A 25,486-nucleotide genomic window follows, 5' to 3' on the forward strand; every position below is an offset into this window, starting at 1 on the left:
TCCTCCTCGCGGTGTCAGTAGGTGACACGGTGCAGGAGGCCGGACGGTTCACCGCCGTCGGCGAGAATCCGCGGCAGGTCCGCGGGCAGCTCGGCGAACGCCCCCTCGCTCGTGACCAGGGCGTCGTACCGCGGATCGGCCAGCAGGCGCAGCGCGAGGGCGATCCGGTCGCCGAAGGTCCGCCGCGTGCGCCGGGCGGCGGACACCATCCCGACCTGGCTGCTGCGGATCGTCAGCCGGCCGGGGTGGAAGGCCTCGCCCAGCGGCACCCGCACCGGGCGGTCGCCGTACCAGGACATCTCGACGACCTCGCCCTCCGGACCGAGCAGCTCCAGCGACCGCGCGAGCCCCGCCTCGGTGGCGCTGGTGTGCACCACGAGGTCGCAGCCCTCCGCCGCCTCCTCGGGCGGGACCCACGGCACCCCGAGCGCGTCGGCGACCGCGGCGCGGGCCGGCAGCGGGTCGACGAGCTGCACCCGCACGCCCGGGAACCCCGCGAGCAGCGCGGCGACGCAGCAGCCGACCATCCCGCCCCCGACGACGGCGATCCGGTCGCCGACCAGCGGCGCGGCGTCCCACAGCGCGTTGACCGCGGTCTCCACGGTCCCGCCGAGCACCGCACGCTCCGGCGGCGTCCCCTCCGGCACCGGCGTGACGGCGGAGGCCGGGACCACGAAGCGGGTCTGGTGCGGGTACAGGCAGAACACCGGGCGGCCGGCCAGCGCGGCCGGGCCCTCCTCGACCACCCCGACGTTGAGGTAGCCGTACTTCACCGGTGCCGGGAACTCGCCCTCCTGGAACGGCGCCCGCATCCCGGCCCGCTGGCTCTCCGGCACACCGCCGCGGAACACCAGTGCCTCGGTCCCCCGGCTCACCCCCGTGTACAGCGTGCGGACCAGCACCTCGTCCGGCCCCGGCCCCGCGACCTCGACCTCGTGCAGGGAGACCCGACCCGGCGCGTCGAGCCAGAGCGCATGCTCAGCCATGCCCGGCTCGATCTCTGCGGGGTCGGTAGCACAGGAACATCAGGTCGCCGATCTGCCGGGCGTGGGTCAACCGCATGCGGGAGGCGGGGCCCTGCGGGAACGCGGCCGGGTTGACGAACCGCGGGGCGTCACGCTGCCCGACGAAGAACGGCGCGTAGACCACGTGGAGCTCGTCGACCACGTCGGCGGCGAGGAACAGGGTGTGGACGGACCCGCCGCCCTCGACCAGCAGCCGTTCGACGCCCCGCTCCCGCAGGTCCGCGAGCATCCGCGGCAGCGCGAGCGGGTCGCCCGCCCCGACCACGGTCGCGACGCCGCCGAGCTTCGAGCGCACCTCGTCCGCCGTGGCGTCGCAGGTGTAGACGAGTCGTTCGGTGTCGCCCGCGGTGAAGAACCGGGCCCCCGCGTCGACCTTGCCGCAGCGGGTCAGCGTGACCTTGGCGGGCGACGCGGGCCGGCCCGCCGCGACGCGGGCCGCGCGCCGCTCGGCGGAGCGGACGAGCAGCCGCGGGTCGTCCGTGCGGATGGTGTTGGCCCCGACCAGCACCCCGTCGGCCCAGGCCCGCACCTCGTCGACGCGGTCGAGGTCCTCGTCGTCGGACAGGATCAGCCGCGCCTCGGCGACGTCGTCGATGTAGCCGTCGAGGGACACCGCCGCGGAGGCGATCACGTACGGACGGTCCATCACGTCCCGCATCGTGCCGTCTCGGGAAGCCCGCGTGCCAGCGGCGAACCGGGACTGCCCCGGACGGCGCAGTGCACCTGCACCGGCCGGTAGCGTCGGGAGGGTGCCCGATCCGCAGCGGCGCACCCCGGCCGACCTGGACGTGCGCCCCGACCCGGCGCTGTGGCCGTTCCTCTCGCGGGAGCGCCGCCGCGCCCGGGCGACCGTGCCGTGGGACGGCGACGCCACCCTCGGGCACGTGGTGCAGAGCCTCGGCATCCCGCTCACCGAGGTCGGCGCGCTGCGGCTCGACGGCCGCCCGGCCGCACCGCGCGACCGCCCGGTGCCGGGGACCGAGGTCGCGATCCTGCCCGTGGACCGGCCGCAGGACGTGCCGGGCGCGACCGGTTTCCTGCTCGACGTGGGGCTGGGGACCCTGGCCCGCCGGCTGCGGGTGCTCGGGATCGACGCCGCCTACCGCAACGACGCGGACGACGCCGAGCTGGTCCGCGACGGCGCCGCGCAGCGCCGGATCGTGCTCACCCAGGACCGAGGCCTGCTGATGCGCCGCGCCCTCTGGGCCGGCGCGCACGTGCGGGGCGACCGCCCGGACGACCAGCTCGCCGACGTGCTCGACCGGTTCGCCCCGCCGCTCGCCCCGTCGACCCGGTGCACCGCCTGCAACGGCGAGCTCGCGCCCGTCGCCGCCGAGGAGGTGGCCGACCGGCTGGCGGCCGGGACCCGGCGCACCTACGCCGAGTTCGCCCGCTGCCGCTCCTGCGGGCGCGTGTACTGGCACGGCGCCCACGGGGAGGGCCTGGAGCGGATCGTGGGGGCGGCGCGCGCGGTGGTGGCGCGCCGCCGCCCCTGAACGATCACGTCGTCGGGTTCCGGGTCCGCCGCAGCAGCCAGGTCACCACGGCCGCGGAGACCATGCAGATCCCGACGACCCACAGCCCGACCTTGTTGTTGCCGGTGGCGTCGGACAGCGCACCCGTGACGTACGGGGCCACGAACCCGGACAGGTTCCCCAGCGAGTTGATCAACGCGATGCCGGCCGCGGCCGCGGCGCCGGTCAGGTACGCCGTGGGCAGCGACCAGAAGCCGGGCAGCGCCGCCAGCACGCCGCAGGCGCAGAGCGTCACGGCGACCATCGCCAGCCACGGGTTCGCCAGGTAGAGCGCGATCGGGATGGCCACGCCGCCGACCAGCGCGGGCACGGCCACCCGCACCGTCGGGTTCGTCGAGCGCCGGGTCCACACGATCATGACCACCAGCCCGACGACGTACGGGATCGCGTTGATGAGCCCCTGCTGCACGGTGGTGAAGTGGGTGCCGTACTGCGCGGAGAAGTTCTTGATGATCGTCGGCAGGAAGAAGCCGAGCGCGTAGAGGCCGTAGACCACGCCGAAGTACACCCAGGACAGGGCGAGCACCCGCGGGCTCCTCAGCGCGCCGAGCACCGACCGCGGGCCGGCCTCGGAGACCGCACGGCCCTCGGCGGCGAGCGCGCGCTCCAGAGCGTCCTTCTCCTCCTGCGGCATCCACTTCGCGACCGCGGGCCGGTCGGTGAGCGCGAACCACACGACGAAGGCGAGCAGCACCGACGGGATGCCCTCCAGCAGGAACATCACCCGCCAGCCGGAGAGCCCGAACAGCCCGTCGCCGTGCTCGATGATCAGCGACGACACGATCGCGCCCAGCGCGGTGGAGATCGGGATGGCGGTCATGAACCACGCCGTCATCCGGGCCCGCTGCGCCGCCGGGAACCAGTACGTGAGGTACAGGATGATCCCGGGGAAGAAGCCCGCCTCGGCCACGCCGAGCAGGAAGCGCAGCACGATCAGCACGGTGGCGTTGGGCGTGAACGCCATGAGGGTGGCGATGATCCCCCAGGTCACGAGGATGCGGGCGATCCACCGGCGGGCCCCGAAGCGGTGCAGCATGAGGTTGCTGGGCACCTCGAGCAGCAGGTAGCCGATGAAGAACACCCCGGCGGCCACGCCGAAGAGCGTGGCCGACAGGCCCAGCTCCTCGTTCATGCCGTTGGGCCCGGCGAACCCGATGTTCACGCGGTCCAGGTAGTTCACGAAGTACAGCAGGATCAGGAGCGGGACGAGCCGGCGGCCGGCCCGGCGCACACCGGAGCGGACCAGCCGCTCCTCGGTCCCGACGGCGGTGTCGGAGCTCATGCGAGGGTTCCTTCCCAAGGGGTCGGGTCAGACGACCTTGCCGGGGTCGAGGATGCCCCGGGGATCGTGTGTCTGCTCGACGGAGCGGTGCAGGTCCGGCACGGTGGGGGGTGTCAGAGAGCCGCGAGCGCGTCCGCCGCCGCGGCCCGGAACCGCGCGACGGCGGCGAGCTTGACCTCCTCGTAGCCGCGGACCTCGTCGGCCAGCTCCGCGATCCCGACGACCCGCTCCACGTTCCCCGGGGTCAACGCGTCGAGAGCCGACCGCACCAGCGCCTGGTACTCCCCGACCAGCGCCCGCTCGGTGCGCCGGACGCCGGCGTAGCCGAAGACGTCGAGCGGGGTCCCGCGCAGGCCCTTGGCCGCGCGCAGGCCGCGGAAGGCGAGCTCGGCGGTCCGCCCGGACAGCCGGATCTTGTTCCTCATCCCCATCGCGCGGAGCACCGGCGGGTGCAGCAGGACGGAGACCGCGGCGTCGGGGCCGAACTCGGCGTCGCGACGCGCCTTCTCCACGGGGTCGAGGTGCAGCCGCGCGACCTCGTACTCGTCCTTGTAGGCCAGGAGCTTGTGCAGCCCGCGGGCGTACGCGAGCGCGACCCGCTCGCCCGCCGCGCCGGCCTGGTCCGCGGCGATCGCCGCGACCCGGCGGACCTCCTCGGCGTAGCGGGCGGCCAGGGCCTCGTCCTGGAAGCCGGTGAGGTCCTCGACCCGGACCGCGACGGCCTCGTCGAGGCCCTCCGCGAGAGCCCGCGACCGCGCGGACACCTCCACCGTCGCCCGGGCCGGCGGCAGCGCGGCGGCCATCACGGCCTCGCGGTCGAGCACCGCGGCCCGGCCCCACCGGAACGCGGCGAGGGTCGTCTCCACGGCCGCCCCGTTGAGCCGGATCGCCTGCTCGACCGCCTCGGCGCTCACCGGCAGGCAGCCGTGCTGGTAGGCCGCGCCGAGCAGCAGCATGTTGGTGGGCATGTGGTCGGCGAAGAGCGCCTCGGCCAGGCCCTGGGCGTCGACGTGCACGTTCTGCCCGCCGGTCGCGGCGGCGATGCGCTCCAGCGCGTCGTCGGGCGAGCCCGGCAGGACCACGCGCCCGGTCACCATCGCGGCCGTCGGCACGATCGCGCTGTTCACCACGGCCACGGTGTGCCCCGGCCGCGCGACGGCGAGGTTGGCCGCGTCGGCCGCGCCGAGCAGGTCGAAGCCGACCAGCACGTCGGCGGTCCCCCGGGAGGCCCGCAGCGAGCCCCGGACCGGCTGCTTGGCGATCCGGACGTCGGACACGACCGGGCCGCCCTTCTGGGCCAGCCCGACCTGCTCCAGCCCGGCGGCGAACCGGCCGTCGAGGTGCGCGGCCATCTGCAGGATCTGCGACACCGTGACCACGCCGGTCCCGCCGATGCCGGGCATCCGGATCAGCGTCTCGGCGCCGTCGAAGCGCGGCTCGGGCTCGACGAGCGCGACCGGCAGCGGCGGGACCTCCCTCCGGACCGGCGCGCCCGGCTCGACCAGCAGGAACGACGGGCAGTCGCCCTTGAGGCAGGAGAGGTCGGAGTTGCACGACGGCTGGTGGATCCGGGTCTTGCGGCCGAACTCGGTCTCCACCGGCTGCACCGAGAGGCAGGTCGACTTGTCCCCGCAGTCGCCGCAGCCCTCGCACACCCGCTCGTTGACGACGACCTTCTCCGCCGGGGTGGGGAGCTTCCCGCGCTTGCGCAGCCGGCGCTCCTCGGCGGCACAGCGGTCGTCGTGGATCAGCACGGTCACGCCGTCGACGGCGGCGAGCTCGGCCTCGGCCGCGGCGAAGTCGTCGCGGTGCCGCACCGAGGCGATCGGGTCGAGCGCGACGCCGCGGTACTTTCCGGGGTCGTCCGTGGTGACCACGATCCGCCGGACGCCCTCGGTGGCCAGCAACGTGGTGATCTCCGGGACCGACAGCCGCCCGACGGCCTGCTGCCCGCCGGTCATCGCGACGGCGTCGTTGTAGAGCAGCTTGAAGGTCATGGTGGCACCGCCGGCCACCGCCGCCCGCACGGCCAGCGAGCCGGAGTGGTGGAAGGTGCCGTCACCGAGGTTCTGCACGAAGTGCCGGTCGTCGGTGAACGGGGCGAGGCCGAGCCACTGCGCGCCCTCGCCGCCCATCTGGGTCAGCCCGATCCGGTGGCCGCGGCCCTCGCCGTTGATCGCGATCATGGCGTGGCAGCCGATGCCGACGCCGACCAGCGTGTCGTCGCCGGTGCGGGTCGAGGTGTTGTGCGGGCAGCCGGAGCAGAAGTAGGGGGTGCGGGCCGCGGACGACCCGGCGCCGGCGAGCGGCAGCCCGATCCGGGAGGGCTTCTTCGGCTCGATCGCCGACAGGTGCACCGCCGCCGCGCGGGGCAGTCGGTCGTGGCCGATCCGCGACGCGATCGCGCGCGCCACGTCCTCGGCGCCGAGCTGGCCCCGCGCCGTCAGGAGCGGACGGTCCCGCTCGTCGCGGCGCCCGATCACCAGCGGCGCGTCCGGCACGCGGTACAGGGCCTCCTTGAGGTGCCCCTCCAGGAACGGCACCTTGTCCTCGACGACGAGCACCTCCGCGAGCCCCGCGGTGTACGCGGCGAGCTCCGCGGCATCGGCCGGGAAGGGCATCGCGAGGCGGATCAACCGGACGCCGAGGTCGTCGAGCGCGGCCTCGCCGAGCCCGAGGTCCTCCAGCGCGCGCTGCACCACGGCGTAGCCGGTGCCGCTGGCGAGGATGCCCAGCCTGGCCCGCCGTGCGGTGAAGGTGACCCGGTTGAGCCCGGTCTCGCGGGCGTAGGCACGGGCGAGGTCGAGGCGGCGGGTCAGCATGTCGTGCTCGGCGTCGAGCGCGGCGGGGCCGACGAGCGCGCCGACCGGCGGGCGGGGCCGCGCGGGCGGCACCGGGATCCCGAGGCGCAGGCCCTCGACGTCGACGGTCGCCGAGGCGTCGGCGATGTCGGCGACGATCTTGAGCCCGGTCCACAGCCCGGTCGCCCGGGACAGCGCCACGGCGTGCAGGCCCAGCTCGACGATCTCGGGCACGGTGCCCGGCGCGAGCAGCGGCATCGCCAGGCTCTGCGCCATCGGCTCGCACGAGCTGGGCACGGTCGAGGACTTCGACGCCGGGTCGTCGCCGATCAGCGCGACCGCGCCACCGAGCGTGGCGGTCCCCGCGAGGGTGCCGTGCCGGATCGCGTCGGCGGCCCGGTCGAGGCCGGGATTCTTGCCGTACCAGAACCCGACGACGCCCTCGTGCCGACGGCCGGGCACCTCCCCGAGCAGCTGGGTGCCGGCGACCGCGGTGGCGGCCAGCTCCTCGTTCACGCCCGGCTGGAACACCACGCCCGCGGGGTCGAGGAACCGCCGGGACCGCAGCAGCTCGGAGTCGAGCCCGCCGAGCGGGGAACCCTGGTACCCGGACACGAACACCCGGGTGTCCAGCCCGCGGGCGGCGTCCAGGCGCCGCTGCTCCAGGGTCAGCCGGACCAGTGCCTGGATCCCGGTGAGGAGGACCCGTCCGCGCTCGGCGGCGTAGCGGTCGTCGAGGGTCACGGTGGTGTCGATGCTCAAGCTCGGCTCCCGTCGCTCCCGGGGCGCCGGTTCCCGGCGCGCGTGGCGTCGAGCACACCGGAGTGATCGGGGGACACGCAAGCAAGTCGCGCGAACTGCCCTCCAAGACGCAAAACATCTCGGGCTAGGCTCGATCCCAGCGGAATTCTTTGCGTGAGGAGGCCACGTGCCCGAGGTCGACGCCATCGACTCCATCGACCACCGGCTGCTCGCCCTGCTGCAGGAGGACGGGCGCCGCACCTACTCGGACATGGCCGGGATCGTCGGCCTGTCGGTGGCGGCGGTGAAGCGCCGCGTCGACCGGCTGCAGGAGCTCGGGGTGATCACCGGCTTCACCGCGCAGATCGACCACGCCAAGCTCGGCTGGGGCGTCGAGGCCTTCACCGAGCTGCGCTACGCCGGGACCACCGGGGTCGCCGACATCGTCGCCACCGCCAGCACCGTGCCCGAGGTGCAGTCGATCTTCACCATCGCCGGGGACCCCGACGCGCTCGTCCGGGTCCGCGTCCGCGACGTCGCCCACCTGCAGGAGGTCATCGACACCCTGCGCACCGCCGGCACCGTCACCGGCACGAAGACCCTGCTGGTGCTGGGCGCGTGGAACCGCGGGGCCTCCTGACCCGCGACCCGGCGGCCCCTTGACCCGTCCGCGGGCCGCCGACGACGATCACGCCCGACCGCCCGAGGAGGCCCCGTGACCGAGCCGACCCCCGCACCGACCACCTTCACGATCACCGGCCGCGACGGCACGGAGGTCACCGCCTACCGGTGGGAGCCGGCGGGCACCCCGCGCGGGATCGTGCAGCTCACCCACGGGATGGGCGAGCACCTGCGCCGTTACGACCGGCTGGCCGGGGCGCTGACGGAGCGCGGGTTCGTGGTGCAGGGGCAGGACCACCGCGGGCACGGCGCCACCGCCGGCGCCCCGGAGCGGCACGGCGTCCTCGGCACCACCGGCTGGACCGGCCTGGTCGACGACATCGGGATCCTGCTCGACGCCGGCCGGGCCGCCTTCCCCGGCCTGCCGGTCGTCCTGCTCGGGCACAGCATGGGCTCCTTCGCCGCCCAGCAGTGGGTGCTCGACCACTCGGCCGAGATCGACGGGCTGGTCCTCTCCGGCACCGCCGTGATCGACCTGCTGGAGCCGAACCTCGACCTCGACGGCCCCATCGACCTGTCCGGCTTCAACGCGCCCTTCGCGCAGCGCACCGGCTACGAGTGGCTCTCCCGGGACGAGGCCGAGGTCGACGAGTACGTGGCCGACCCCGCGTGCGGTTTCGGGCTCGACGTCCCCGGGGCCAAGGCCATGTTCGCGGGCGGCCGGACGCTGGCCGACCCCGCCCGCGTCGGGAACATCCGGCCGGACCTCCCGGTCCTGATCACGGTCGGCGACGCCGACCCCGTCAACGGCGGGCTCGCGCTGCTGCACCCGCTCTCCGAGAGGCTCGCGGCGGCGGGGGTCGAGGACGTGACGGTGCGGATCTGGCCGGGCGCCCGGCACGAGGTGTTCAACGAGACCAACCGCGCGGAGGTCGTCGCCGACCTGCTGGAGTGGCTCGACCGGGTGGTTCCGCCCGCCTGATCGGCCCGATTCCGGCCCGGCGTGTGACATTCCCGGCCGTTCCGGCGATTCCCCTGTCGTTCACCTGACGACGGAGGAGCCCGGATGGCCGACCCGCACGCCCGCGAGCCCGTTCGCGAGCCCCTGGTGTGCCTGCACGGGCTCGGCGGCAGCGCCCGCGCCTGGGACCGTGTGCTGCCCGGGCTGCGGGCGCGCCACGAGGTCCGGGCCGTGCCCCTGCGGGGCCACGTGGGCGGCGACCTCTTCCCGGTGCGGGTCCGCCCGACCGTCCCGGCGCTGGTCGACGGCGTGGAGGCCGCGCTCGACACGGCCGGGATCACGCGGGCGCACCTGGTCGGCAACTCGCTCGGCGGCTGGCTGGCCTTCGAGCTGGCCGCGCGCGGCCGGGCGCTCTCGGTGGTCGCGCTGTCCCCGGCGGGCGGCTGGCTGCCGGACAGCGACGAGGTCCACCGCGTCTGGCGGCTGCTGGTGCCGGCGCACGACATGGCCCGCCGCACCGAGCGCCACCTGGACCGGGCGGTGCGGCTCGCCCCCGCGCGCCGGGCGTTGCTCCGGCTCGGCGTGGAGCACGGGGACCGCCTGGAGCCGGCCGAGGCCGCGGACTTCCTGCGCGACAACGCCCGGTGCCGCTTCCTGCGCCCGCTGCTGCGGTCGGCGATCGACTACGACTTCACGGTTCCGGCGCCGGACGTACCGGTGCGGATCGCCTGGTCCGCGCAGGACCGGCTGCTGCCCGCCCCGCGCTACGCCGAACGGTTCCGCACCCTGTTCCCCGACGCCGAGCGGGTCCGGCTGCCCGGGGTCGGGCACGTGCCGATGTACGACGACCCGGCGCTGGTGGTGCGCACGATCCTGGAGGTCACCGCGCCCGACCGGGTCCCCGGCCGCGTCGGCCACCCGGTGCCGGCCGGTCCCTGAGCGGCCCGGGTCTCAGCCGAGCAGCGCCTCCGGGACCTCGACGACCCGGCTGCGCAGGTACTCCCCCAGCCCCTTGGCCTGCGGGTCCGGCCGGGTGGAGGAGGCGACGCCCTCGCCGAGGAGGCCGTGCACCACGATGTTGAGCGCCTGCAGGTTGGGCAGCGCGTGCACCTCGATCGGCAGGTCCGCGGCCTCCGGCCCGAGCAGCTCCCGCGCCTTCTCGACCGTCAGGAACCCGCGGAGCCACGCGTAGCCCTCGTCCGTGCGCGCCCAGACGCCGATGTTCGCGTCGCCGCCCTTGTCCCCCGAACGCGCTCCGCACACCGTGCCGAGCGGGACCGACCGCGTGGGGCCGCCGGGTCGGCGGTGTTCGCTCTCTGCCGCCGGGGACCCGGCGGTCGGCTCGTTCGCCGTCGCGGCGACGACCGGCGGGTCCGCCACGACCCGCCGCTCCCCGCCCGGCAGGACGACGGTGTGCGTGACCGCCTCCCGCGGCACGGCAGCCGGCCGGTACACGCCGTAGGCGGACTCCGCGGTCGGCGGCGTGGTCGTGTGGAAGCCCGCGTAGCCGCCCAGGGCGAGCTCCATCGTCGCGTTGGAGAAGGCCCGCCCGACCTTCCGCGGGTCGGGGTCCTTGACGGTGATCCGCAGGTGCGCCGTGGCCCGCTCGTTCGCGGGCGCGTCGGGCGTGTCGAACCGCAGCAGCCGGACGTCGACGTCGGCGAACCGCGCCCGCCCGCCCAGCACGTCGAACAGCAGCTCCTCGGCGAACGCCGCCTTGGCCTCGACGTCCAGCCCGGTCAGCACCAGGGTCATGGTGTTGCGGTAGCCGCCCGCCTCGTTCAGCGCGACCTTGAGCGTGGGCGGCGGCGCGCTCCCGCGGACGCCGGAGATCGCGACGCGGTGCTCGCCCTCCTGGTCCAGCCGGATCGTGTCGAAGTGCGTGGTGCAGTCCGGGCCCGGGTAGGCGGGCGCCGCGATCTCGTAGAGCAGCTGCGCGGTGACCGTGCCGACGGAGACCAGCCCGCCGGTGCCCGGGTGCTTGGTGATCACCGACGACCCGTCCGCGGCGACCTCGGCGATCGGGAAGCCCGGGTAGCGGCGGTCGGTGATCTCGTCGAGGAAGGCGTAGTTGCCGCCGGTGGCCTGCGGGCCGCACTCGATCACGTGCCCGGCGACGACCGCGCCCGCCAGCGCGTCGAAGTCCTCCCGGCCCCAGCCGTGCCACCACGCCGCCGGCCCGACGACGAGCGACGCGTCCGTGACCCGGCCCGTCACCACCACGTCGGCCCCCGCCGCGAGGGCCTCGGCGATCCCCCAGCCGCCCAGGTAGGCGTTGGCGGACACCGGCTTGCCCTCGACCGGCGGCGCGATCGCGCCGAGCGCGCCGCGCAGGTCGTCGCCCTCGACGTACGCGACCTTCGCCCCGGTGCCGAGGGCGTCGATCGCGGCGGCCAGCCCGGCCGGATTGAGCCCACCCGCGTTCGAGACGACCCTGATCCCCTTCTCCAGGCAGGTCGCCAGCACGTCCTCCATCTGGGTCAGGAAGGTTCGCGCATAGCCCGCCGCGGGGTCCTTGGCCTGGGCCTTCGCCAGGATCAGCATGGTGAGCTCGGCGAGGTAGTCCCCGCAGAGCACGTCGATGCCCTCCCCACCCGCCCCGACGCCCTCGACCATCTCCCGCGCCGCGCGCAACCGGTCGCCGTAGAACCCGGAGCAGTTCCCGATGCGAACGGGGCGCGTCATGCAGAACCTCCCACGAACAGTCCCGGCTCCCGGCCGGTCCCGGGCTCGCCGGCGAACGCCTGGCCGATCTCCACCCACTCCTGCGCGGCCGGGCCGGTCACGACGAGCGCGAGGTCGTCCCGGTGGCGCCGCTGCGTGATGAGCAGGGCGAAGTCCAGCGCGGTCCCGGTGATCCGGTCGGTCGCGTCCTCCGGGCCCCAGGTCCACAGCGACCCGTCGGGGGCGTCGAGCTCCACCCGCACCGGTGCGGCCGGCAGCTCGCGGCCGTGGAGCGCGTAGCTGAACGCCCGCGCCCCCACCCCGATGTGGGCCACGTGCCGCAGCCGGGCGCTGGGCTCGCGGACCACGCCGAGCGCGTCGGCCACGTCCTGCCCGTGCGCCCAGGTCTCCATGATCCGGGCGGTGAGCGACGACGCCGCGCTCATCGGCGGTCCGAACCACGGCACCCGCAGCCCGGGCTCGAGGCCCCGGAACGCCTCGATCAGCCGCTCCCGGGACAGGTCGAACCAGCGCAGCAGCTCACCGCCGGACAGGTCGCGGAACCGCGCGGCCACCGCGTCGGGGTTCACGCCGCCCTCGGCCTCGATCCGCTCCAGCTCGGCACGGAAGGCGTCGGGGTCCGTGGCGGACTGCAGGGTGACGTCGTCGAAGTACGCCAGGTGGGAGACCTGGTCGGCGATCGTCCACCCCTCGGCGGGGGTGTCGCGGGCCCAGCCGTGGTGGTCCAGCGGCGCCAGGAGCGCGCGCAGCTCCGCCGACTCGGCGGCGAGGTCGTCGGCCAGCGCGGCCATCGAGACGGGCATCGCTATCTCCCCTTCCACACCGGGGTCCGCTTGTCGCGGAACGCGGCAGGTCCCTCCTGGGCGTCCGCCGACCGGTAGACCGGCGCCCAGATCTCCTCCGCACGCTCGTACGCCTCCGCGCGGGTGCACTCCGCGGAGAGGTACGCCGTACGCTTCGCCGCCCGCACGGACAACGGCGCGTTGGCCGCGATCCGCCGGGCGAGCTCCTGTGTGCGCCCCCGCAACTCTGCCCCGGGGACGACCTGGTTGACCAGGCCGACCTCGCGGGCGCGGGCGGCGTCGAGGGGGTCGCCGGTCAGCAGGATCTCCAGCGCGACCCGCGGCGGGACCAGCCAGGACAGCGGCGCGGCCCACGGCGAGCCGCGCCCCACCTTCACCTCGGTGACCGCGAACCGGGCGTGCTCGGCGGCCACGACCAGGTCGCACTGCTGGGCCAGCAGGAACCCCCCGGCGTAGGCCACCCCGTTGACCGCGGCGATCGTCGGCTTGGGGACCTCGACGTTGCGCCCGAACTGCGGCAGGAAGTCCGGCGGCGGGATCTCCAGGGAGGTCTCCGCCATCTCCTTGAGGTCACCGCCGGCGCAGAAGGCCTTGTCCCCGGCCCCGGTCAGCACCAGCACCGCCGCGGAGTCGTCGGCGACGAACCGGTGCGTGCCCTCCCAGAGCCCCTCGCGAACGTCCCTGCTCAGCGCATTGCGGGCCGCGGGCCGGTCGATGGTGAGCCAGGCGACCCCGTCCACGACCTCGTAGGTCACCACGTCGGTCAGGGTCTCGCTCACGGGAACCTCTTCCTCAGCTCGGGGCGGTTCAGCTTGCCGCTGCCGGTCCGCGGCAGGGCGTCGACGATCTCGATGCGCCGCGGCTTGTGCATGCCACGCAGGTCGGGGTTGGTGGCGCACCACTCGGCGATCTGCTCGGCCGTGACGCCCGGGTGCTTCGGCACGACGACCGCGGTCACCTGCTCCACCCAGCGCTCGTGCGCCGTCCCGATGACCGCCACCTCGGCGAGGTCGGGATGGTCCGCCAGGTGCTCCTCGACCATCTGCGGGAACACGTTCTCCCCTCCGGAGACGATCATGTCGTCGATCCGGTCCACGTAGTACAGGTAGCCGTCGGCGTCGACGGACACGAGGTCGCCGGTGCGGAACCAGCCGTCGGCCCACTTCTCCGGCGCCTCGAGATGCCAGTACCCCGGCGTCACCGCGTCGCCCTGCACCCAGAGCTCGCCGACGCCCTCGTCGCCGGGCCGCAGGTCGGGCCCGCCGGCCGTGTCGTCGGCCCCGCCCACCCGAACCAGCCTCGTGCGCACGACCTGCTCCAACGGCTTGCCCATCGAGTCCGGTCGGCGCGGGTCGCCGGCGGCGTAGGACACCACGAGCCCGCTCTGCTCGGTCTGCCCGTAGATCTCGACGCCCCGGATCCCGGTGCCCGCCTCCAGCCGCTCGATCGCGGCCGTGGGCGTGCGGGAGCCGCCGAACATGCAGATCCGGAAGGAGTCGAGGACGACGGGGTTCGCGGCGGTCCGGTTGCCGACGTCGATCATCATCGTGGAGATCAGGCCGCCGTAGGTGGGCCGCAGCCGTTGCGCGAGGTCGAGCCACACGGTGACGTCCCAGCGCGGCATGAACGTGATCTGCCCACCGCGGAGCAGGATCGGCAGGCTCGCCAGCTGCAGCCCGCCGACGTGGAACAGCGGCATGCAGTTGAGCACGTGGTCGGCCGAGGTGAGCTGGTAGAGGTCGATCACGCCGTCGACCTGTGCGGTGGTGTTGCGGTGGGTCTGCCGCACGCCCTTCGGCACCCCGGTCGAGCCGGAGGTGTACATGAGCAGCGCGTCGTCGCGGTCCAGCCGCGGGACGACGTCGTGGACGGGCTCGTGCGCGGCCAGCACCCGGGCGAAGCCCCCGTCGGGCCCGGTGGTGAGGATCTCCGGCCCACCCCCGCCGAGGAGGGTCTTCAGCCGCTCGACGTCGCCGGGCGGCGCCACGAGCCGGGTCACCCCGGAGTCCTCGATCGCGTGCCGCAGCGGGGCGTCGGGGAACAGGTAGTTGAGCGGGACGCCGACCGCACCCGCCTGCCACGTGCCGAGCAGCCCGATCAGGTACTCCAGGCAGTTGGGCAGGAAGAAGCCGATCCGCTCGCCGGGCTCGACCCCGGTCGCCCGCAGGTACGCCGCGAAGCGCCCGCCCCGCTCGGCGAACTGGGCGTACCCGATCTCGGTGTCGTCGAGCCGGAGGGCGACCTGGCCCGCGTGGTCGGCCGCGGCGCGCCGCAGCAGGCCGGCGATGTTCACGACGCCTCCTCCTCGACCACGGCCAGCACCTGACCCGTCTCGACCTGGTCCCCGGCCCCGACGTGGAGCTCGCCGACCACGCCGTCGACGGGTGCGGTCACGGTGTGCTCCATCTTCATCGCCTCCAGCACGACCAGGGCCTGGCCCGCGGTGACGGTGTCGCCCGGGGCGGCGAGCACCCGCAGCACGGCACCCGGCATGGGCGCGAGCAGGGACCCGGCGTGGGCGACGGCGTCGGGGTCGGCGAAGCGCGGCACCTCGGCCAGGGCGGCGGACCCGTCCGGGCCGTCGACGAACGACCAGCCCGGGACGCGGTGCACGGTGTACCGCCGCCGCACCCCGCCGACCTCCAGCTCGACGGCGTCGGGCGTCGCCTCGGCGCGCCGCACGTCGAGCAGCGCGCCGTTCACCGAGGCCGTCAACCAGCCGCGCCGGAACGTGTACGCGACCTCCAGCTTCTCGTCGCCGAGGGTGTAGGCGACCCGCTGCGGCATCCCGCCGACGTTGCGCCACCCGGACGGCAGGTTCCGCAGCACCGGCGCCGCGACCCTGTTCCCCGCCTGGGCCGCCAACGCCGCCGCGAGGGCCCGTGGGTGGCCGCTCGGCCGACCGTCGCCACTCACGAGCGCGGAGTGCCTGGTCAGGTAGCCCGTGTCGGTGCGGCCGGCGAGGAACTCCTCCTCGCGGAGGATGTCGACGAGCAGGTCCCGGTTGGTGGTGACGCCGTGGATCTCGGCCCGCCGCAGCGCCCGGGCGAGCGTGCGGGCGGCCTCGGCGCGGGTGCGGCCGTGGGCGATCACCTTGGCCAGCATCGGGTCGTAGTGCGGGCTGACGACGGAACCGTCCTCGACACCGGTGTCCACCCGCACCCCGGGCAGGTCCGGGATGCGGAACCGGTGCAGCGTGCCGGTGGCGGGGAGGAAGCCGGCGGGGACGTCCTCGGCGTAGAGCCGCACCTCGATCGCGTGCCCGTCGAGCACGGCGCCGGTCACCTCGGGCGGCAGCGGCTCGCCCTCGGCCACCCGCAGCTGCAGCGCCACCAGGTCCAGACCGGTCACCAGCTCGGTGACCGGGTGCTCGACCTGCAGCCGGGTGTTGACCTCGAGGAAGAAGAACTCCATCCGGGGCGCTCCGCCCCCCGGAGACCCCCCGGAGGCATCCACGACGAACTCGACGGTCCCGGCGCCGGTGTACCCGATCGCCTTCCCTGCGGCGACGGCGGCGGCCCCCAGCTCGGCCCGCAGTGCGTCGTCGACCGCCGGCGACGGGCTCTCCTCGACGATCTTCTGGTAGCGCCGCTGGATCGAGCACTCGCGCTCGAACAGGTGCACGACCTCGCCGTGGGTGTCGCCGACGATCTGCACCTCGACGTGGCGGGGGTCGACCACGAACCGCTCCAGGAACACCGTCCCGTCGCCGAACGCCGACGCCGCCTCCCGCCGCGCGCCCTCGACGGCGGCGGCCAGCTCCGCCGGTTCGTGGACCACCCGCATCCCGCGCCCGCCGCCCCCGAACGCGGCCTTGACCAGCACCGGGAAGCCGATGTCCGCGGCGACCGCGCCGAGGTCGGTGTCGGGCCCGACGGTCGCCCCGGGAAGGACGGGCACGCCCGCCTTCTCCATCAGCGCCTTGGCCTCGAGCTTGGAGCCCATCGACGCGATGGCCTCGGGGGTGGGCCCGACGAAGGTCAGCCCCGCGGCCGCACAGTCCCGCGCGAACCCGGCGTTCTCGGACAGGAACCCGTAGCCGGGGTGCACGGCGTCGGCGCCGGTCGCCCGCGCGGCCTCGATCACGAGGTCGCCGCGCAGGTAGGTGTCCGACGGGGCGGCACCGGGGAGCCGCACCGCCTCGTCGGCGAGCCGGACGAACGGGGCGTCCGCGTCGGGGTCGGAGTACACCGCGACGGTCGCGATGCCGAGGGCGTGGGCGGTGCGCATCACGCGGGCGGCGATCTCCCCGCGGTTCGCGACAAGGAGCTTGTGAATCATCGAAGGCCTTTCGGGGGGCCGTCGGGGGCCGACGCCTGTCCTGGGGGTCGTTGGGGGGCGGAACCCCCCGACCGTCCGTTCACATCCGGAAGACGCCGAAGCCGCGGCGGCCGGCGACGGTCTGGGAGTGCACGGCGGACAGCGAGAGGCCGAGCACGGTGCGGGTGTCGCGGGGGTCGACGATGCCGTCGTCGTAGAGCTTGGCGGTGACGAAGAAGCTGTGCGACTCGGCCTCGATCTGCTGCTCGATCGCGCGGGTGCGGGCCGCGTCGGCCTCCTCGTCGAACGGCCTGCCCTGCGACGCCGCCGACGCCCGCCCCACGATCGACATGACCCCGGCGAGCTGCGCGGCACCCATCACCGCGAGCTTCGCGCCGGGCCAGGCGAACATCAGCCGCGGGTCGTAGGCGCGGCCCGACATCCCGTAGTTGCCCGCCCCGAACGACGACGCCATGTTGATCGTCAGGTGCGGGACCTGGCTGTTGGTCACGGCGTTGATCATCTTGGCGCCGTCCTTGATGATCCCGCCCTGCTCGTAGTCCCTGCCCACCATGTAGCCGGTGGTGTTCTGCAGGAAGACCAGCGGCGTGTCGGTCTGGTTCGCCAGCAGGATGAACTCGGACGCCTTCTTGGCCTCCTCGCTGAACAGCACCCCGCGGTGGTTGGCGAGGATGCCCACGGGATAGCCGTGCAGCGAGGCCCAGCCGGTGACCAGCGACGTGCCGTAGAGCGGCTTGTACTCGTCGAAGTCCGAACCGTCGACGGTGCGGGCCAGGATCTCGCGCGGGTCGAACGGAACCTTCGGGTCCGGCGGGACGATGCCGAGGATCTCCTCCGGGTCGTAGCGCGGCGGCTGCGGGTTCGGCGCCGGCGCGGGCCCGAGCTTGTGCCAGTTGATCCGGGACAGGATCTGGCGGCCGAGCCGGATGGCGTCGTGCTCGTCGGCGGCGAAGTAGTCCGAGAGCCCGGAGATCCGCGAGTGCATCTCCGCGCCGCCGAGCGACTCGTCGTCGGACTCCTCGCCGGTGGCCATCTTGACCAGCGGCGGGCCGCCGAGGAAGACCTTGGCCTGCCGGTCGACCAGCACCGCGTAGTCGCACATGCCGGGCACGTAGGCGCCGCCGGCCGTGGAGTTGCCGAAGACCAGCGCGACCGTGGGGATGGCCAGCGAGGACAGCTCGGTGAGCTCGTGGAAGATCCGCCCGGCGGGCACGAACAGGTCCGCCTGGGTGGGCAGGTCGGCCCCGCCGGACTCCACCAGGTTGATCACCGGGAGCCGGTTGACCCGGGCGATCTCCAACGCGCGCAACGTCTTCTTCAGCGAGTAGGGGTTCATCGCCCCGCCGCGCACGGTCGGGTCGTGCCCGATCACCACGCACTCCACCCCGGACACCACGCCGATGCCGGTGAGCACGGAGGCGCCGACGGTGAACTCGGTGCCCCACGCGGCGAGCGGGGACAGCTCCAGGAACGGGCTGTCCGGGTCCAGCAACAGCTCCAGCCGCTCGCGCACCAGGAGCTTGCCGCGGTCGCGGTGCCGCTGCGCGTAGCGCTCGCCGCCGCCGGCGATCGCGAGCTCCAGCTGCTCGTTCAGCTGGTCGATCACCTCCAGCTGGGCCTTGCGGTTGCTCGCGTAGGTCTCCGACGAGACGTCGAGCAGGGACTTCAGGACGGGCATCACTGTCCCCCGTAGTGGTCCGCGTGCGTCTCGCGGACGACGTTCTTCTGGATCTTCCCGGTCGAGGTCCGTGGGAGCTCGTCGACGACGATCACGGACTTGGGCACCTTGTAGCCGTCGAGCCGGTCCTTGAGGGCGACGCGCAGCGCCTCCGGGTCGAGCGTCTCCCCCGGCTTCGCCACCACGACGGCGGTGATCGCCTCGCTCCACCGCTCGTGCGGCAGACCGACCACCACGACCTCGGCCACCTTCGGCTCGGCGTCGTAGACCGCCCGCTCGACCTCGATCGACGCGACGTTCTCGCCGCCCGTCTTGATCACGTCCTTGGAGCGGTCGGCGAACCAGAGCACGCCGTCCTCGCCGAAGCGCCCCACGTCGCCGGAGTGGAACCAGCCGTGCCGGAACGCCTCCGCGGTCGCCTCCGGGTTGCGCAGGTACTCCTGCATGGTCGACGGACCCCGGTAGACGATCTCCCCGGTCCCGCCGCGCGGCAACAGGGTCCCGTCCTCGGCCATGATCGCGACCTGCACGCCGGTCAGCGGGGTGCCGACGGCGCCGACGTGGCTGAGCTGGTGCTCGGGCCGGAACAGCGTGGTGATCGGCGACATCTCGGTCTGCCCGAAGAGCAGCGCGAAGTCGCAGCCGAAACCGTCCAGACACGCCTTGATCTGCGCCTCGGGCATGGGCGCCATGGCGTAGACGGCCCGCCTGAGCGAGGACAGGTCCCGGGAGCCGAACGACGGGTGCTCCAACGCCGCGCGGTACATCATGGGCAGCCCGAACACCTGGGTGATCTTCTCGCGCTCGATGGTGTCGAGGAAGCGCTCGGGCTCGAAGCCGCGGTGCACGTGGATCGTGGCCCCGACGGTGATCGCGGGCGTGCAGAAGGCGTTGAGCTGGGCCGTGTGGAACATCGGCATCATCGCGACGAAGCGGTCGGCGGCGTTCCAGCCCGAGTCCAGCGCCGCGGACATCGACTCGAGGTGGATCGCCAGGTGGGTGCCCACCACGCCCTTCGGGAACGACGTCGTCCCGGACGTGTAGAGGTAGCTCAGCGGCGCCCGGTCCGGGATCTCGACCTCGACCGGCGAGTCGTCCGGGGACTCGAGGTCGGTGAGCGTCGTCGGGCCGTCCCCGACGACGTACGTCTCGGGCAGCTCCAGCTCGGCCAGCCCCGCCACCAGCCGGCTCTCCGCCACGATCCCGCGGGCCCGGGAGTGGTCGAGGACGTACGCCACCTCGTGCGGCCGCCAGCCGAGGTTGACCGGCACGCACACCACGCCGGCCTTGGCGCAGGCGTAGTACACGGCGAGGAACTCGGCACTGTTCGCCGAGGCCAGGGCCAGGGCGTCGCCCACCCGGTAGCCGCGCGCGAGCAGCCCGCGGGCCAGGCGGTTCACCCAGGCGTCGAACTCCGCGTAGGTCCAGCGCCGGTCCCCGTCGACCACGGCGAGGTGGTCGGGGCGGGCGAAGGCGGAGCGGGTCAGCGCGTCGCCGACGTTGACCCGTTGGATCAGGTTGACGGACATGGGCGCTTCCTAGTAGGACCGCGGGAGGCCCAGGCTGTGCTGGGCGACGAAGTTGAGGATCATCTCCCGGTTCACCGGGGCGATCCGCAGCAGCCGGGCCAGCCCCCAGTACGGCAGCAGCCCGAACTCCTGCGCCACGCCGTTGCCGCCGTGGGTCTGCATCGCGGCGTCGAGCGCCGCCAGCGCGGCCTCGGCCGCGGCGTACTTCGCCATGTTCGACGCCTCACCGGCCGGCAACCCGTTCGCGTGCAGCCACGCGGCCTTGCGGGTCATCAGCGCGGCCAGCTCGGTCTCGATCTTGGCCTTGGCCAGCGGGTGCGACACGCCCTGGTGGGCGCCGATCGGCCGGTCCCACACCTGCCGGTCCTGCGCGTACCGGGCGGCGCGGTCCAGGGCGTAGCGCGCGATGCCGACGCACAGCGCCGCACCGGTGATCCGCTCGGGGTTGAGCCCGTGGAACACCTGCCGGAAGCCCTGCCCCTCCTCCCCGACCAGCGCCGACGCCGGCAGCCGCACCTCGTCGAAGTGCAGCGTGAACTGCTTCTCGGGGAGCATCACGTCGACCGGGAGCACGGTCTTCTGCAGGCCCGGGGCGTCGGTGGGGACCAGGAACAGCGACAGCCGGCCCTCGTCGCCCGTGCGCGCGACCAGCAGCAGCGCCTCGGCCTCGTCGACGCCGGAGATGTAGTACTTCTCCCCCGTCACGACCCACTCGTCCCCCACGCGGCGGGCCCGCGTGGAGAGCTTGTGCGTGTTGGACCCCGCCTCGGGCTCCGTGATCGCGAAGACCACCTTCTGCCGGCCGCTCGCGAGTCCGGGCAGCCACTCCTTGCGCTGCTCCTCGGAGCCGTACTCGGCGATCACCTCGGCCGAGATGGCGTGCGTGACGAGCAGCAGGAGGATCGGCGCGCCCCGCGCCGCGATCTCCTCGCACACCAGGGCGAGCTCGACGAGGCCACCGCCGCCCCCGCCGTACTCCTCCGGCACGTTGACCCCGGCGAACCCGGCGTCGCCCAGGGCGTGCCACAGCTCGGTGCACTCGGTGCCCGTGCGCGCGTGCTCGACGTAGTAGGCGCCCCCGTAGGGCGCCGCGACGGCCCCGACCGCCGCCCGCAGGTCGCGGTGCTCGTCGCTCTCGGCGAAGTCCACTCCGACTCCCGTCGCTCCGGCGGAACCTGGATTGTGATTCCTGGTTCACTCGTGGCGGACCCTACCGTGCGGCTGCCATGCTGACCAGATGCCGACCGTCCCCACCACCGCCGCCGCCGCAGGAACGACCGCCGGCGGGCGCAGCCGGCGGGACCCGGAGCGCCGCGAACGGATCCTGGCCGCCGCCGCGCAGCTGGCCTCGCGGCGCGGTTTCCACACCGTCGGGATGGCCGACATCGGCGCCGAGGCCGGGATCGTCGGGTCCGGCGTCTACCGGCACTTCGACAGCAAGACCGCGATCCTGGTCGCCCTGCTCGACCGCGTGATGGCCCGGCTGCAGGAGGGCGCCGGGGCAGTCCTGGCGGGGCCCGGCGACGAGCGAGCCCATCTGTCGGCGCTGGTCAGGGACCACATCCGGGTCGCGATCGAGGACCGGAGCGTGCTCGCCGTCTACCACCGGGAGGTGCACACGCTGCCCGAGGAGGACCGGCGGCGGCTGCGCCGGCTGCAGCGGCACTACCTCGAGGACTGGGTCCACGTGCTGTCCCCGCTGCGCCGCGACCTCGCCGACGGCGAGCTCCGGCTGGCCGTGCACGCGGCCATCGGCGCGATCCAGTCCACCCTGTTCTTCCGCAGCGGACTGGCCCCCGAGCGACTCGCCGAGCTGCTCGACGGAATGGCCCACGCCTGCCTCGGCGTCGAGCCGGCGACCGATCCCGGGCCGGAGCCCGCGGACGCGGCCATCGAGTGAACCGAGAATGACTGCTTCCTTGCCATCGTGACGACGATCACGGCATGCTGGCCCGCATGCTGCCCCTCCAGCCGCACGGCGCGGCGTTGCCCGACCCCGCCTCGATCGACGTCGAGACCCTGCGCGGGCGGCGGGCCGTCCACCGGTGGGAGCGCACCTCGGTCGGCGACCTGTTCGAGCGGTTGACCTGGAGCTACCCGGACAAGGTCGCGATCACGGCCGTCGACGGGGCCTGCGGCGAGGAGCAGTTCGCCGAGGTCACCTACCGCGAGGCGGACGACACGGCGAACCGGGTCGCCCGGGCGTTGGCCGCAACCGGCCTCTCCCCCGGCGACCGGGTGTTGCTGATCTGCGAGAACTCCGTCGAGGCGCTGCTGGCGAAGATCGGGATCGCGAAGGCCGGGATGGTCGCGGTGCCGCTCAACCCGAGCCTCGCGCCGGACGTCCTCGAGCACCTGGTCGGGTTGACCGAGCCGCGGTTCGCGTTCGTCGACGCGGAGCTGTGGCCCCGCGTCGAGCAGGTGTTCGCGGTGACGGGGCTGACCGTGGGGGCCACGATCACGGTCGGCGGCGGGCCGGTGGCGGGCAGCCCGGCGTTCGGCGCGTTCGTCGCCGGCGCGTCCGCCGAGGAGCCCGAGGTCGAGATCCACGGCGACGACATCTGGCAGCTGCTGTTCACCTCCGGCACCACCGCGATGCCGAAGGGTGTGATGCTCTCCCACAGCTACGCGCACCTGGCGGCGCTGAACTTCGCGCTGTCGCTCACGCGCGGCCTGCGGCACGACTCGGACCTGCGGCTCTGCACGTTCCTGCCGATGATCTACCACATCGGCGAAGAGATCTTCCCGTTCGGCGTCTTCGTCTCCGGCGGCTCGTTCGCGCTCGGCCGCCGCCCCGCCGCCGGGCCGGTCGCCGAGGCCGTGGCGACGACCCGGGCCACCGCCCTGTGGGCGGGGTCCCCGCAGTTCGTCACGGCGCTGGCCGACGAGCTGCAGGCCCGGCCCGACCTGGACGTCTCGGCCCTGACGATCCTCGTCTACGGCTGGGGCGCGCTCTCGCCCGCGGTCCTGGAGCGACTGGCGACGCACGCCGCACCCGGGTTCGTCACGCTCGGGATCTTCGGGCAGACCGAGGCCATCGCCTGCCACCGGTTCTGGCCCACGCGCTGGCCCGAGGTCCACGCCCGCACCGCACCGGCCGTCAACTACGTGGGGGTGCCGAGCGGGATGCTGGCCTCGGACGTGGTCGACGAGCTGGGCGAGCCGGTCCGCGACGGCGAGCCGGGCGAGGCCGTCTACCGCTCCCCGATCATGACCGCCGGCTACTACCGCAACCCCGCCGCCACCCGGGAGGCCTTCCGCGGCGGCTGGTTCCACTCGGGCGACTCCGCGACCGTCGACGAGGACGGCCTGCGGGTCATGGTCGACCGGTACAAGGACATCGTGAAGTCCGGCGGGGAGAACGTCTCGAGCATCCGGGTCGAGGCCGTGCTGCACGAGCACCCGGACGTGCTGCGGGCCGCGGTGATCGGGCTGCCGCACGCGCACTGGGGCGAGGCGGTGACCGCCGTCGTCGTGCCGAAGGACGGGCGCAAGCCCGCGGCCGAGGACCTGATCGCGCACTGCCGCACCCGGCTGGCGGGCTACGAGACACCCAAGGCCGTGGTGTTCGCCGAGTCGTTGCCCGACACCGTCGGCGGCAAGGTGCTCAAGTACAAGCTGCGCGCGGCCCACGCCGACCTGTACCAGTGGCCCGCGCCGTGAGGCGCGGGACACTAGGCCGGTGGACTTCACCGAGGACGACGACCACCGGCTGATCCGCGAGGCGGTCCGGGACCTCTGCGCGCGGTTCCCGGACGAGTACTGGAGCGAGCGGGACTCGACCCACACGTTCCCGTGGGAGTTCTACGCCGCGATGGCCGAGGGCGGCTGGATCGGCATCGCCATGCCGGAGGAGTACGGCGGCGGCGGGCGCGGGATCACCGAGGCGTCGATCGTGCTGGAGGAGGTCGCCGCGTCCGGGGCCTGCATGAACGGCGCCAGCGCGATCCACATGTCGATCTTCGGGATGCACCCGGTCGTGCTGCACGGCAGCGACGACCTGCGCCGGCGGGTGCTCCCCGACGTCGCCTCCGGGAAGCTGCACGTGGCGTTCGGGGTGACCGAGCCCGACGCCGGGCTCGACACCACCAACGTCACCACCCGCGCCGTCCGCGACGGCGACGCCTACGTGGTGCACGGGCGCAAGGTCTGGACGTCGAAGGCCCTGGAGTCGGACAAGGTCCTGCTCCTCGTGCGCACCACCCCGCGCGCCGAGGCCGCGAAGCCGACGCAGGGCATGACGCTGCTGGTCGCGGATCTGAAGGACCCGGCCGTCGCGATCTCGCCGATCGACAAGCTGGGGCGCAACGCCGTCGCCTCCTGCGAGGTGGTCTACGACGGGCTGCGGGTGCCCGTGGAGAACCGGGTGGGCGAGGAGGGCGCGGGCTTCCGCTACCTGCTCGACGGGCTCAACGCCGAGCGTGTGCTCATCGCCGCCGAGGCGCTCGGCATCGGGCGGGCCGCCCTGCGCCGCGCCGTGGCCTACGCCGGCGAGCGGGTGGTGTTCGACCGGCCGATCGGGGCGAACCAGGGCATCGCCTTCCCCCTCGCCGACGCGCACGCCCGGCTGCGCGCCGCCGAGCTCGTCATCCGCGAGGCGTCCTGGCGCATCGACCGCGGCCTGCACGCCGGCGAGCAGGCCAACACCGCCAAGTACCTCGCCGCCGACGCCGCCTTCCAGGCCGCCGACGCCGCCGTCCAGACCCACGGCGGATTCGGCTATGCCCGCGAGTACCACGTGGAGCGCTACTTCCGGGAGGCCCGGCTGCAGCGGATCGCCCCGGTTCCCCAGGAGATGGTGCTCAACTACCTCGCGCAGCACGTGTTGGGCCTGCCCCGGAGCTATTGACGCGGAGCCGGACACGGTCCGCTCGACGTGCGTGGGCTCGGGCGTGCGCCGCCGGGCGATCGTCTCCCGGTCGGGCCCGAACATCCACTGCGCGGTGTGGAGGCGCCGCCCTGCTCCTCGCGACGGGCAGGTCCGAGTCGTCGGTCGCACACGCGCGGGAGCTTCTCGGCGACCGGGGGGATCCTGGTCCGGAGCGACAGTGCCGCACTCGGCGAGGTCGCTGCTCTCGCCGACCGTGTCCGGGCCGAGCTGGGTGGGATCGACCTGCTGTTCCTCAACGCGGGCATCTCCGCCACCACGACTCTCGTCGGGACCGAGGAGCAGACCTATGACGAGTTGTTCGCCGTCAACACGAAGGGCCCGTACTTCACCGTACAAGGGCTCGCCCCGCTGATCGCGGACGGCGGCGCGATCGTCCTCACCACCTCCGCGGCAACCCGATGAACCGCATGGGCGGGTCCGAGGAGATCGCGAGCGCGGTCGCCTTCCTGGGCTTCGACGCGACCTACACCACGGGGGCCGAGCTCCCCGTCGACGGAGGGGCCACCCAGCTCTGAGGTGAGCATCCGGGGCGACGGGTCACCAGCGACGTTCGCCGGCACGACGCCCGAGCCGGGCCACCCTGTTCCGGAGACGGGCACCACGATCTCGACGGCTGTGCGAGCATCGGAAGCGCGGCGACGCACCGCGGACGC

General features: G+C 74.0%; 20 protein-coding genes and 1 pseudogene. 9 read left to right on the forward strand and 12 right to left on the reverse strand.

What is annotated here, in order from left to right; genetic code table 11:
• Window positions 1-14: 14 nt before the first annotated feature.
• Window positions 15-986: a zinc-dependent alcohol dehydrogenase gene (locus LWC35_RS17535; RefSeq protein WP_232871218.1), complete on the reverse strand. Its 972-nt coding sequence runs from the start codon at window positions 984-986 to the stop codon at window positions 15-17.
• Window positions 979-1,671: a RibD family protein gene (locus tag LWC35_RS17540; RefSeq protein WP_232871240.1), complete on the reverse strand. Its 693-nt coding sequence runs from the start codon at window positions 1,669-1,671 to the stop codon at window positions 979-981. The genes LWC35_RS17535 and LWC35_RS17540 overlap by 8 nt, the downstream gene beginning before the upstream one ends.
• A 103-nt stretch (window positions 1,672-1,774) precedes the next feature.
• Between LWC35_RS17540 and LWC35_RS17545 the strand changes: the two genes are divergently transcribed.
• Window positions 1,775-2,521 carry a Mut7-C RNAse domain-containing protein gene (locus LWC35_RS17545; protein ID WP_232871219.1) on the forward strand — a complete coding sequence of 249 codons (747 nt, stop codon included), beginning with the start codon at window positions 1,775-1,777 and terminating at the stop codon, window positions 2,519-2,521.
• 4 nt (window positions 2,522-2,525) lie between these two features.
• On the opposite strand, the gene LWC35_RS17550 is transcribed toward LWC35_RS17545, so the two are convergent.
• Both LWC35_RS17550 and LWC35_RS17555 read right to left on the reverse strand, forming a co-directional pair.
• Window positions 2,526-3,842, reverse strand: a complete 1,317-nt coding sequence (locus tag LWC35_RS17550; protein ID WP_232871220.1) for an MFS transporter — start codon at window positions 3,840-3,842, stop codon at window positions 2,526-2,528.
• 113 nt (window positions 3,843-3,955) lie between these two features.
• Window positions 3,956-7,405, reverse strand: coding sequence for an indolepyruvate ferredoxin oxidoreductase family protein (locus tag LWC35_RS17555; protein ID WP_232871221.1), 3,450 nt, complete (start codon window positions 7,403-7,405; stop codon window positions 3,956-3,958).
• 166 nt (window positions 7,406-7,571) lie between these two features.
• Here LWC35_RS17555 and LWC35_RS17560 point away from each other — a divergent pair, with 166 nt between their 5' ends.
• The 3 genes from LWC35_RS17560 to LWC35_RS17570 all read left to right on the forward strand — a co-directional run bounded on the left by LWC35_RS17560 (window position 7,572) and on the right by LWC35_RS17570 (window position 9,905).
• Complete coding sequence (locus tag LWC35_RS17560) at window positions 7,572-8,024, forward strand: Lrp/AsnC family transcriptional regulator (protein WP_232871222.1); 453 nt, start codon at window positions 7,572-7,574, stop codon at window positions 8,022-8,024.
• Window positions 8,025-8,099: 75 nt separating this feature from the next.
• Entirely contained in the window at window positions 8,100-8,987 is an 888-nt protein-coding gene (locus LWC35_RS17565) for an alpha/beta fold hydrolase (RefSeq protein ID WP_232871223.1), read from the forward strand.
• An 84-nt stretch (window positions 8,988-9,071) separates the two neighbouring features.
• The gene (locus LWC35_RS17570; protein WP_232871224.1) at window positions 9,072-9,905 is read left to right on the forward strand and encodes an alpha/beta fold hydrolase; all 834 of its coding nucleotides are present in this window, start codon (window positions 9,072-9,074) and stop codon (window positions 9,903-9,905) included.
• A 12-nt stretch (window positions 9,906-9,917) separates the two neighbouring features.
• Here LWC35_RS17570 and LWC35_RS17575 read toward each other — a convergent pair whose 3' ends face one another.
• From LWC35_RS17575 to LWC35_RS17610, 8 genes are all read right to left on the reverse strand, one after another.
• Complete coding sequence (locus tag LWC35_RS17575; RefSeq protein ID WP_232871225.1) at window positions 9,918-11,651, reverse strand: acyclic terpene utilization AtuA family protein; 1,734 nt, start codon at window positions 11,649-11,651, stop codon at window positions 9,918-9,920.
• Window positions 11,648-12,454 carry a TIGR03084 family metal-binding protein gene (locus LWC35_RS17580; RefSeq protein WP_232871226.1) on the reverse strand — a complete coding sequence of 269 codons (807 nt, stop codon included), beginning with the start codon at window positions 12,452-12,454 and terminating at the stop codon, window positions 11,648-11,650. Before LWC35_RS17580 ends, LWC35_RS17575 begins: the two co-directional genes overlap by 4 nt.
• A 2-nt stretch (window positions 12,455-12,456) precedes the next feature.
• Entirely contained in the window at window positions 12,457-13,233 is a 777-nt protein-coding gene (locus LWC35_RS17585; RefSeq protein WP_232871227.1) for an enoyl-CoA hydratase/isomerase family protein, read from the reverse strand.
• Window positions 13,230-14,747 carry a class I adenylate-forming enzyme family protein gene (locus tag LWC35_RS17590; RefSeq protein ID WP_232871228.1) on the reverse strand — a complete coding sequence of 506 codons (1,518 nt, stop codon included), beginning with the start codon at window positions 14,745-14,747 and terminating at the stop codon, window positions 13,230-13,232. Before LWC35_RS17590 ends, LWC35_RS17585 begins: the two co-directional genes overlap by 4 nt.
• Window positions 14,744-16,735 carry an ATP-binding protein gene (locus LWC35_RS17595; protein WP_232871229.1) on the reverse strand — a complete coding sequence of 664 codons (1,992 nt, stop codon included), beginning with the start codon at window positions 16,733-16,735 and terminating at the stop codon, window positions 14,744-14,746. The genes LWC35_RS17590 and LWC35_RS17595 overlap by 4 nt, the downstream gene beginning before the upstream one ends.
• Window positions 16,736-16,814: 79 nt before the next feature.
• The gene (locus tag LWC35_RS17600) at window positions 16,815-18,413 is read right to left on the reverse strand and encodes an acyl-CoA carboxylase subunit beta (RefSeq protein WP_232871230.1); all 1,599 of its coding nucleotides are present in this window, start codon (window positions 18,411-18,413) and stop codon (window positions 16,815-16,817) included.
• Window positions 18,413-19,942, reverse strand: a complete 1,530-nt coding sequence (locus LWC35_RS17605) for an AMP-binding protein (protein WP_232871231.1) — start codon at window positions 19,940-19,942, stop codon at window positions 18,413-18,415. The genes LWC35_RS17600 and LWC35_RS17605 overlap by 1 nt, the downstream gene beginning before the upstream one ends.
• Before the next feature lie 9 nt (window positions 19,943-19,951).
• On the reverse strand, window positions 19,952-21,091 hold the full coding sequence (locus LWC35_RS17610) for an acyl-CoA dehydrogenase family protein (protein WP_232871232.1): 1,140 nt from the start codon (window positions 21,089-21,091) through the stop codon (window positions 19,952-19,954).
• A gap of 88 nt (window positions 21,092-21,179) precedes the next feature.
• On the opposite strand from LWC35_RS17610, the gene LWC35_RS17615 reads away from it, so the two are divergent.
• From LWC35_RS17615 to LWC35_RS17635, 5 genes and pseudogenes are all read left to right on the forward strand, one after another.
• The gene (locus tag LWC35_RS17615) at window positions 21,180-21,842 is read left to right on the forward strand and encodes a TetR/AcrR family transcriptional regulator (RefSeq protein WP_232871233.1); all 663 of its coding nucleotides are present in this window, start codon (window positions 21,180-21,182) and stop codon (window positions 21,840-21,842) included.
• A gap of 56 nt (window positions 21,843-21,898) precedes the next feature.
• Complete coding sequence (locus tag LWC35_RS17620) at window positions 21,899-23,605, forward strand: AMP-binding protein (RefSeq protein WP_232871234.1); 1,707 nt, start codon at window positions 21,899-21,901, stop codon at window positions 23,603-23,605.
• Between the two features lie 19 nt (window positions 23,606-23,624).
• On the forward strand, window positions 23,625-24,791 hold the full coding sequence (locus tag LWC35_RS17625) for an acyl-CoA dehydrogenase family protein (protein ID WP_232871235.1): 1,167 nt from the start codon (window positions 23,625-23,627) through the stop codon (window positions 24,789-24,791).
• Window positions 24,792-24,887: 96 nt separating this feature from the next.
• A complete protein-coding gene (locus LWC35_RS17630; RefSeq protein ID WP_232871236.1) occupies window positions 24,888-25,235 on the forward strand; it encodes an SDR family oxidoreductase in 348 nt (115 codons plus the stop codon).
• A pseudogene (locus LWC35_RS17635) lies at window positions 25,223-25,348 on the forward strand (SDR family oxidoreductase); the annotation flags it as partial. The gene LWC35_RS17630 and the pseudogene LWC35_RS17635, both read left to right, overlap by 13 nt.
• Window positions 25,349-25,486 lie beyond the last annotated feature (138 nt).

The sequence above is a fragment of the Pseudonocardia kujensis genome, from assembly GCF_021283305.1.
GTDB classification, from domain to species: Bacteria; Actinomycetota; Actinomycetes; order Mycobacteriales; family Pseudonocardiaceae; genus Pseudonocardia; species Pseudonocardia kujensis.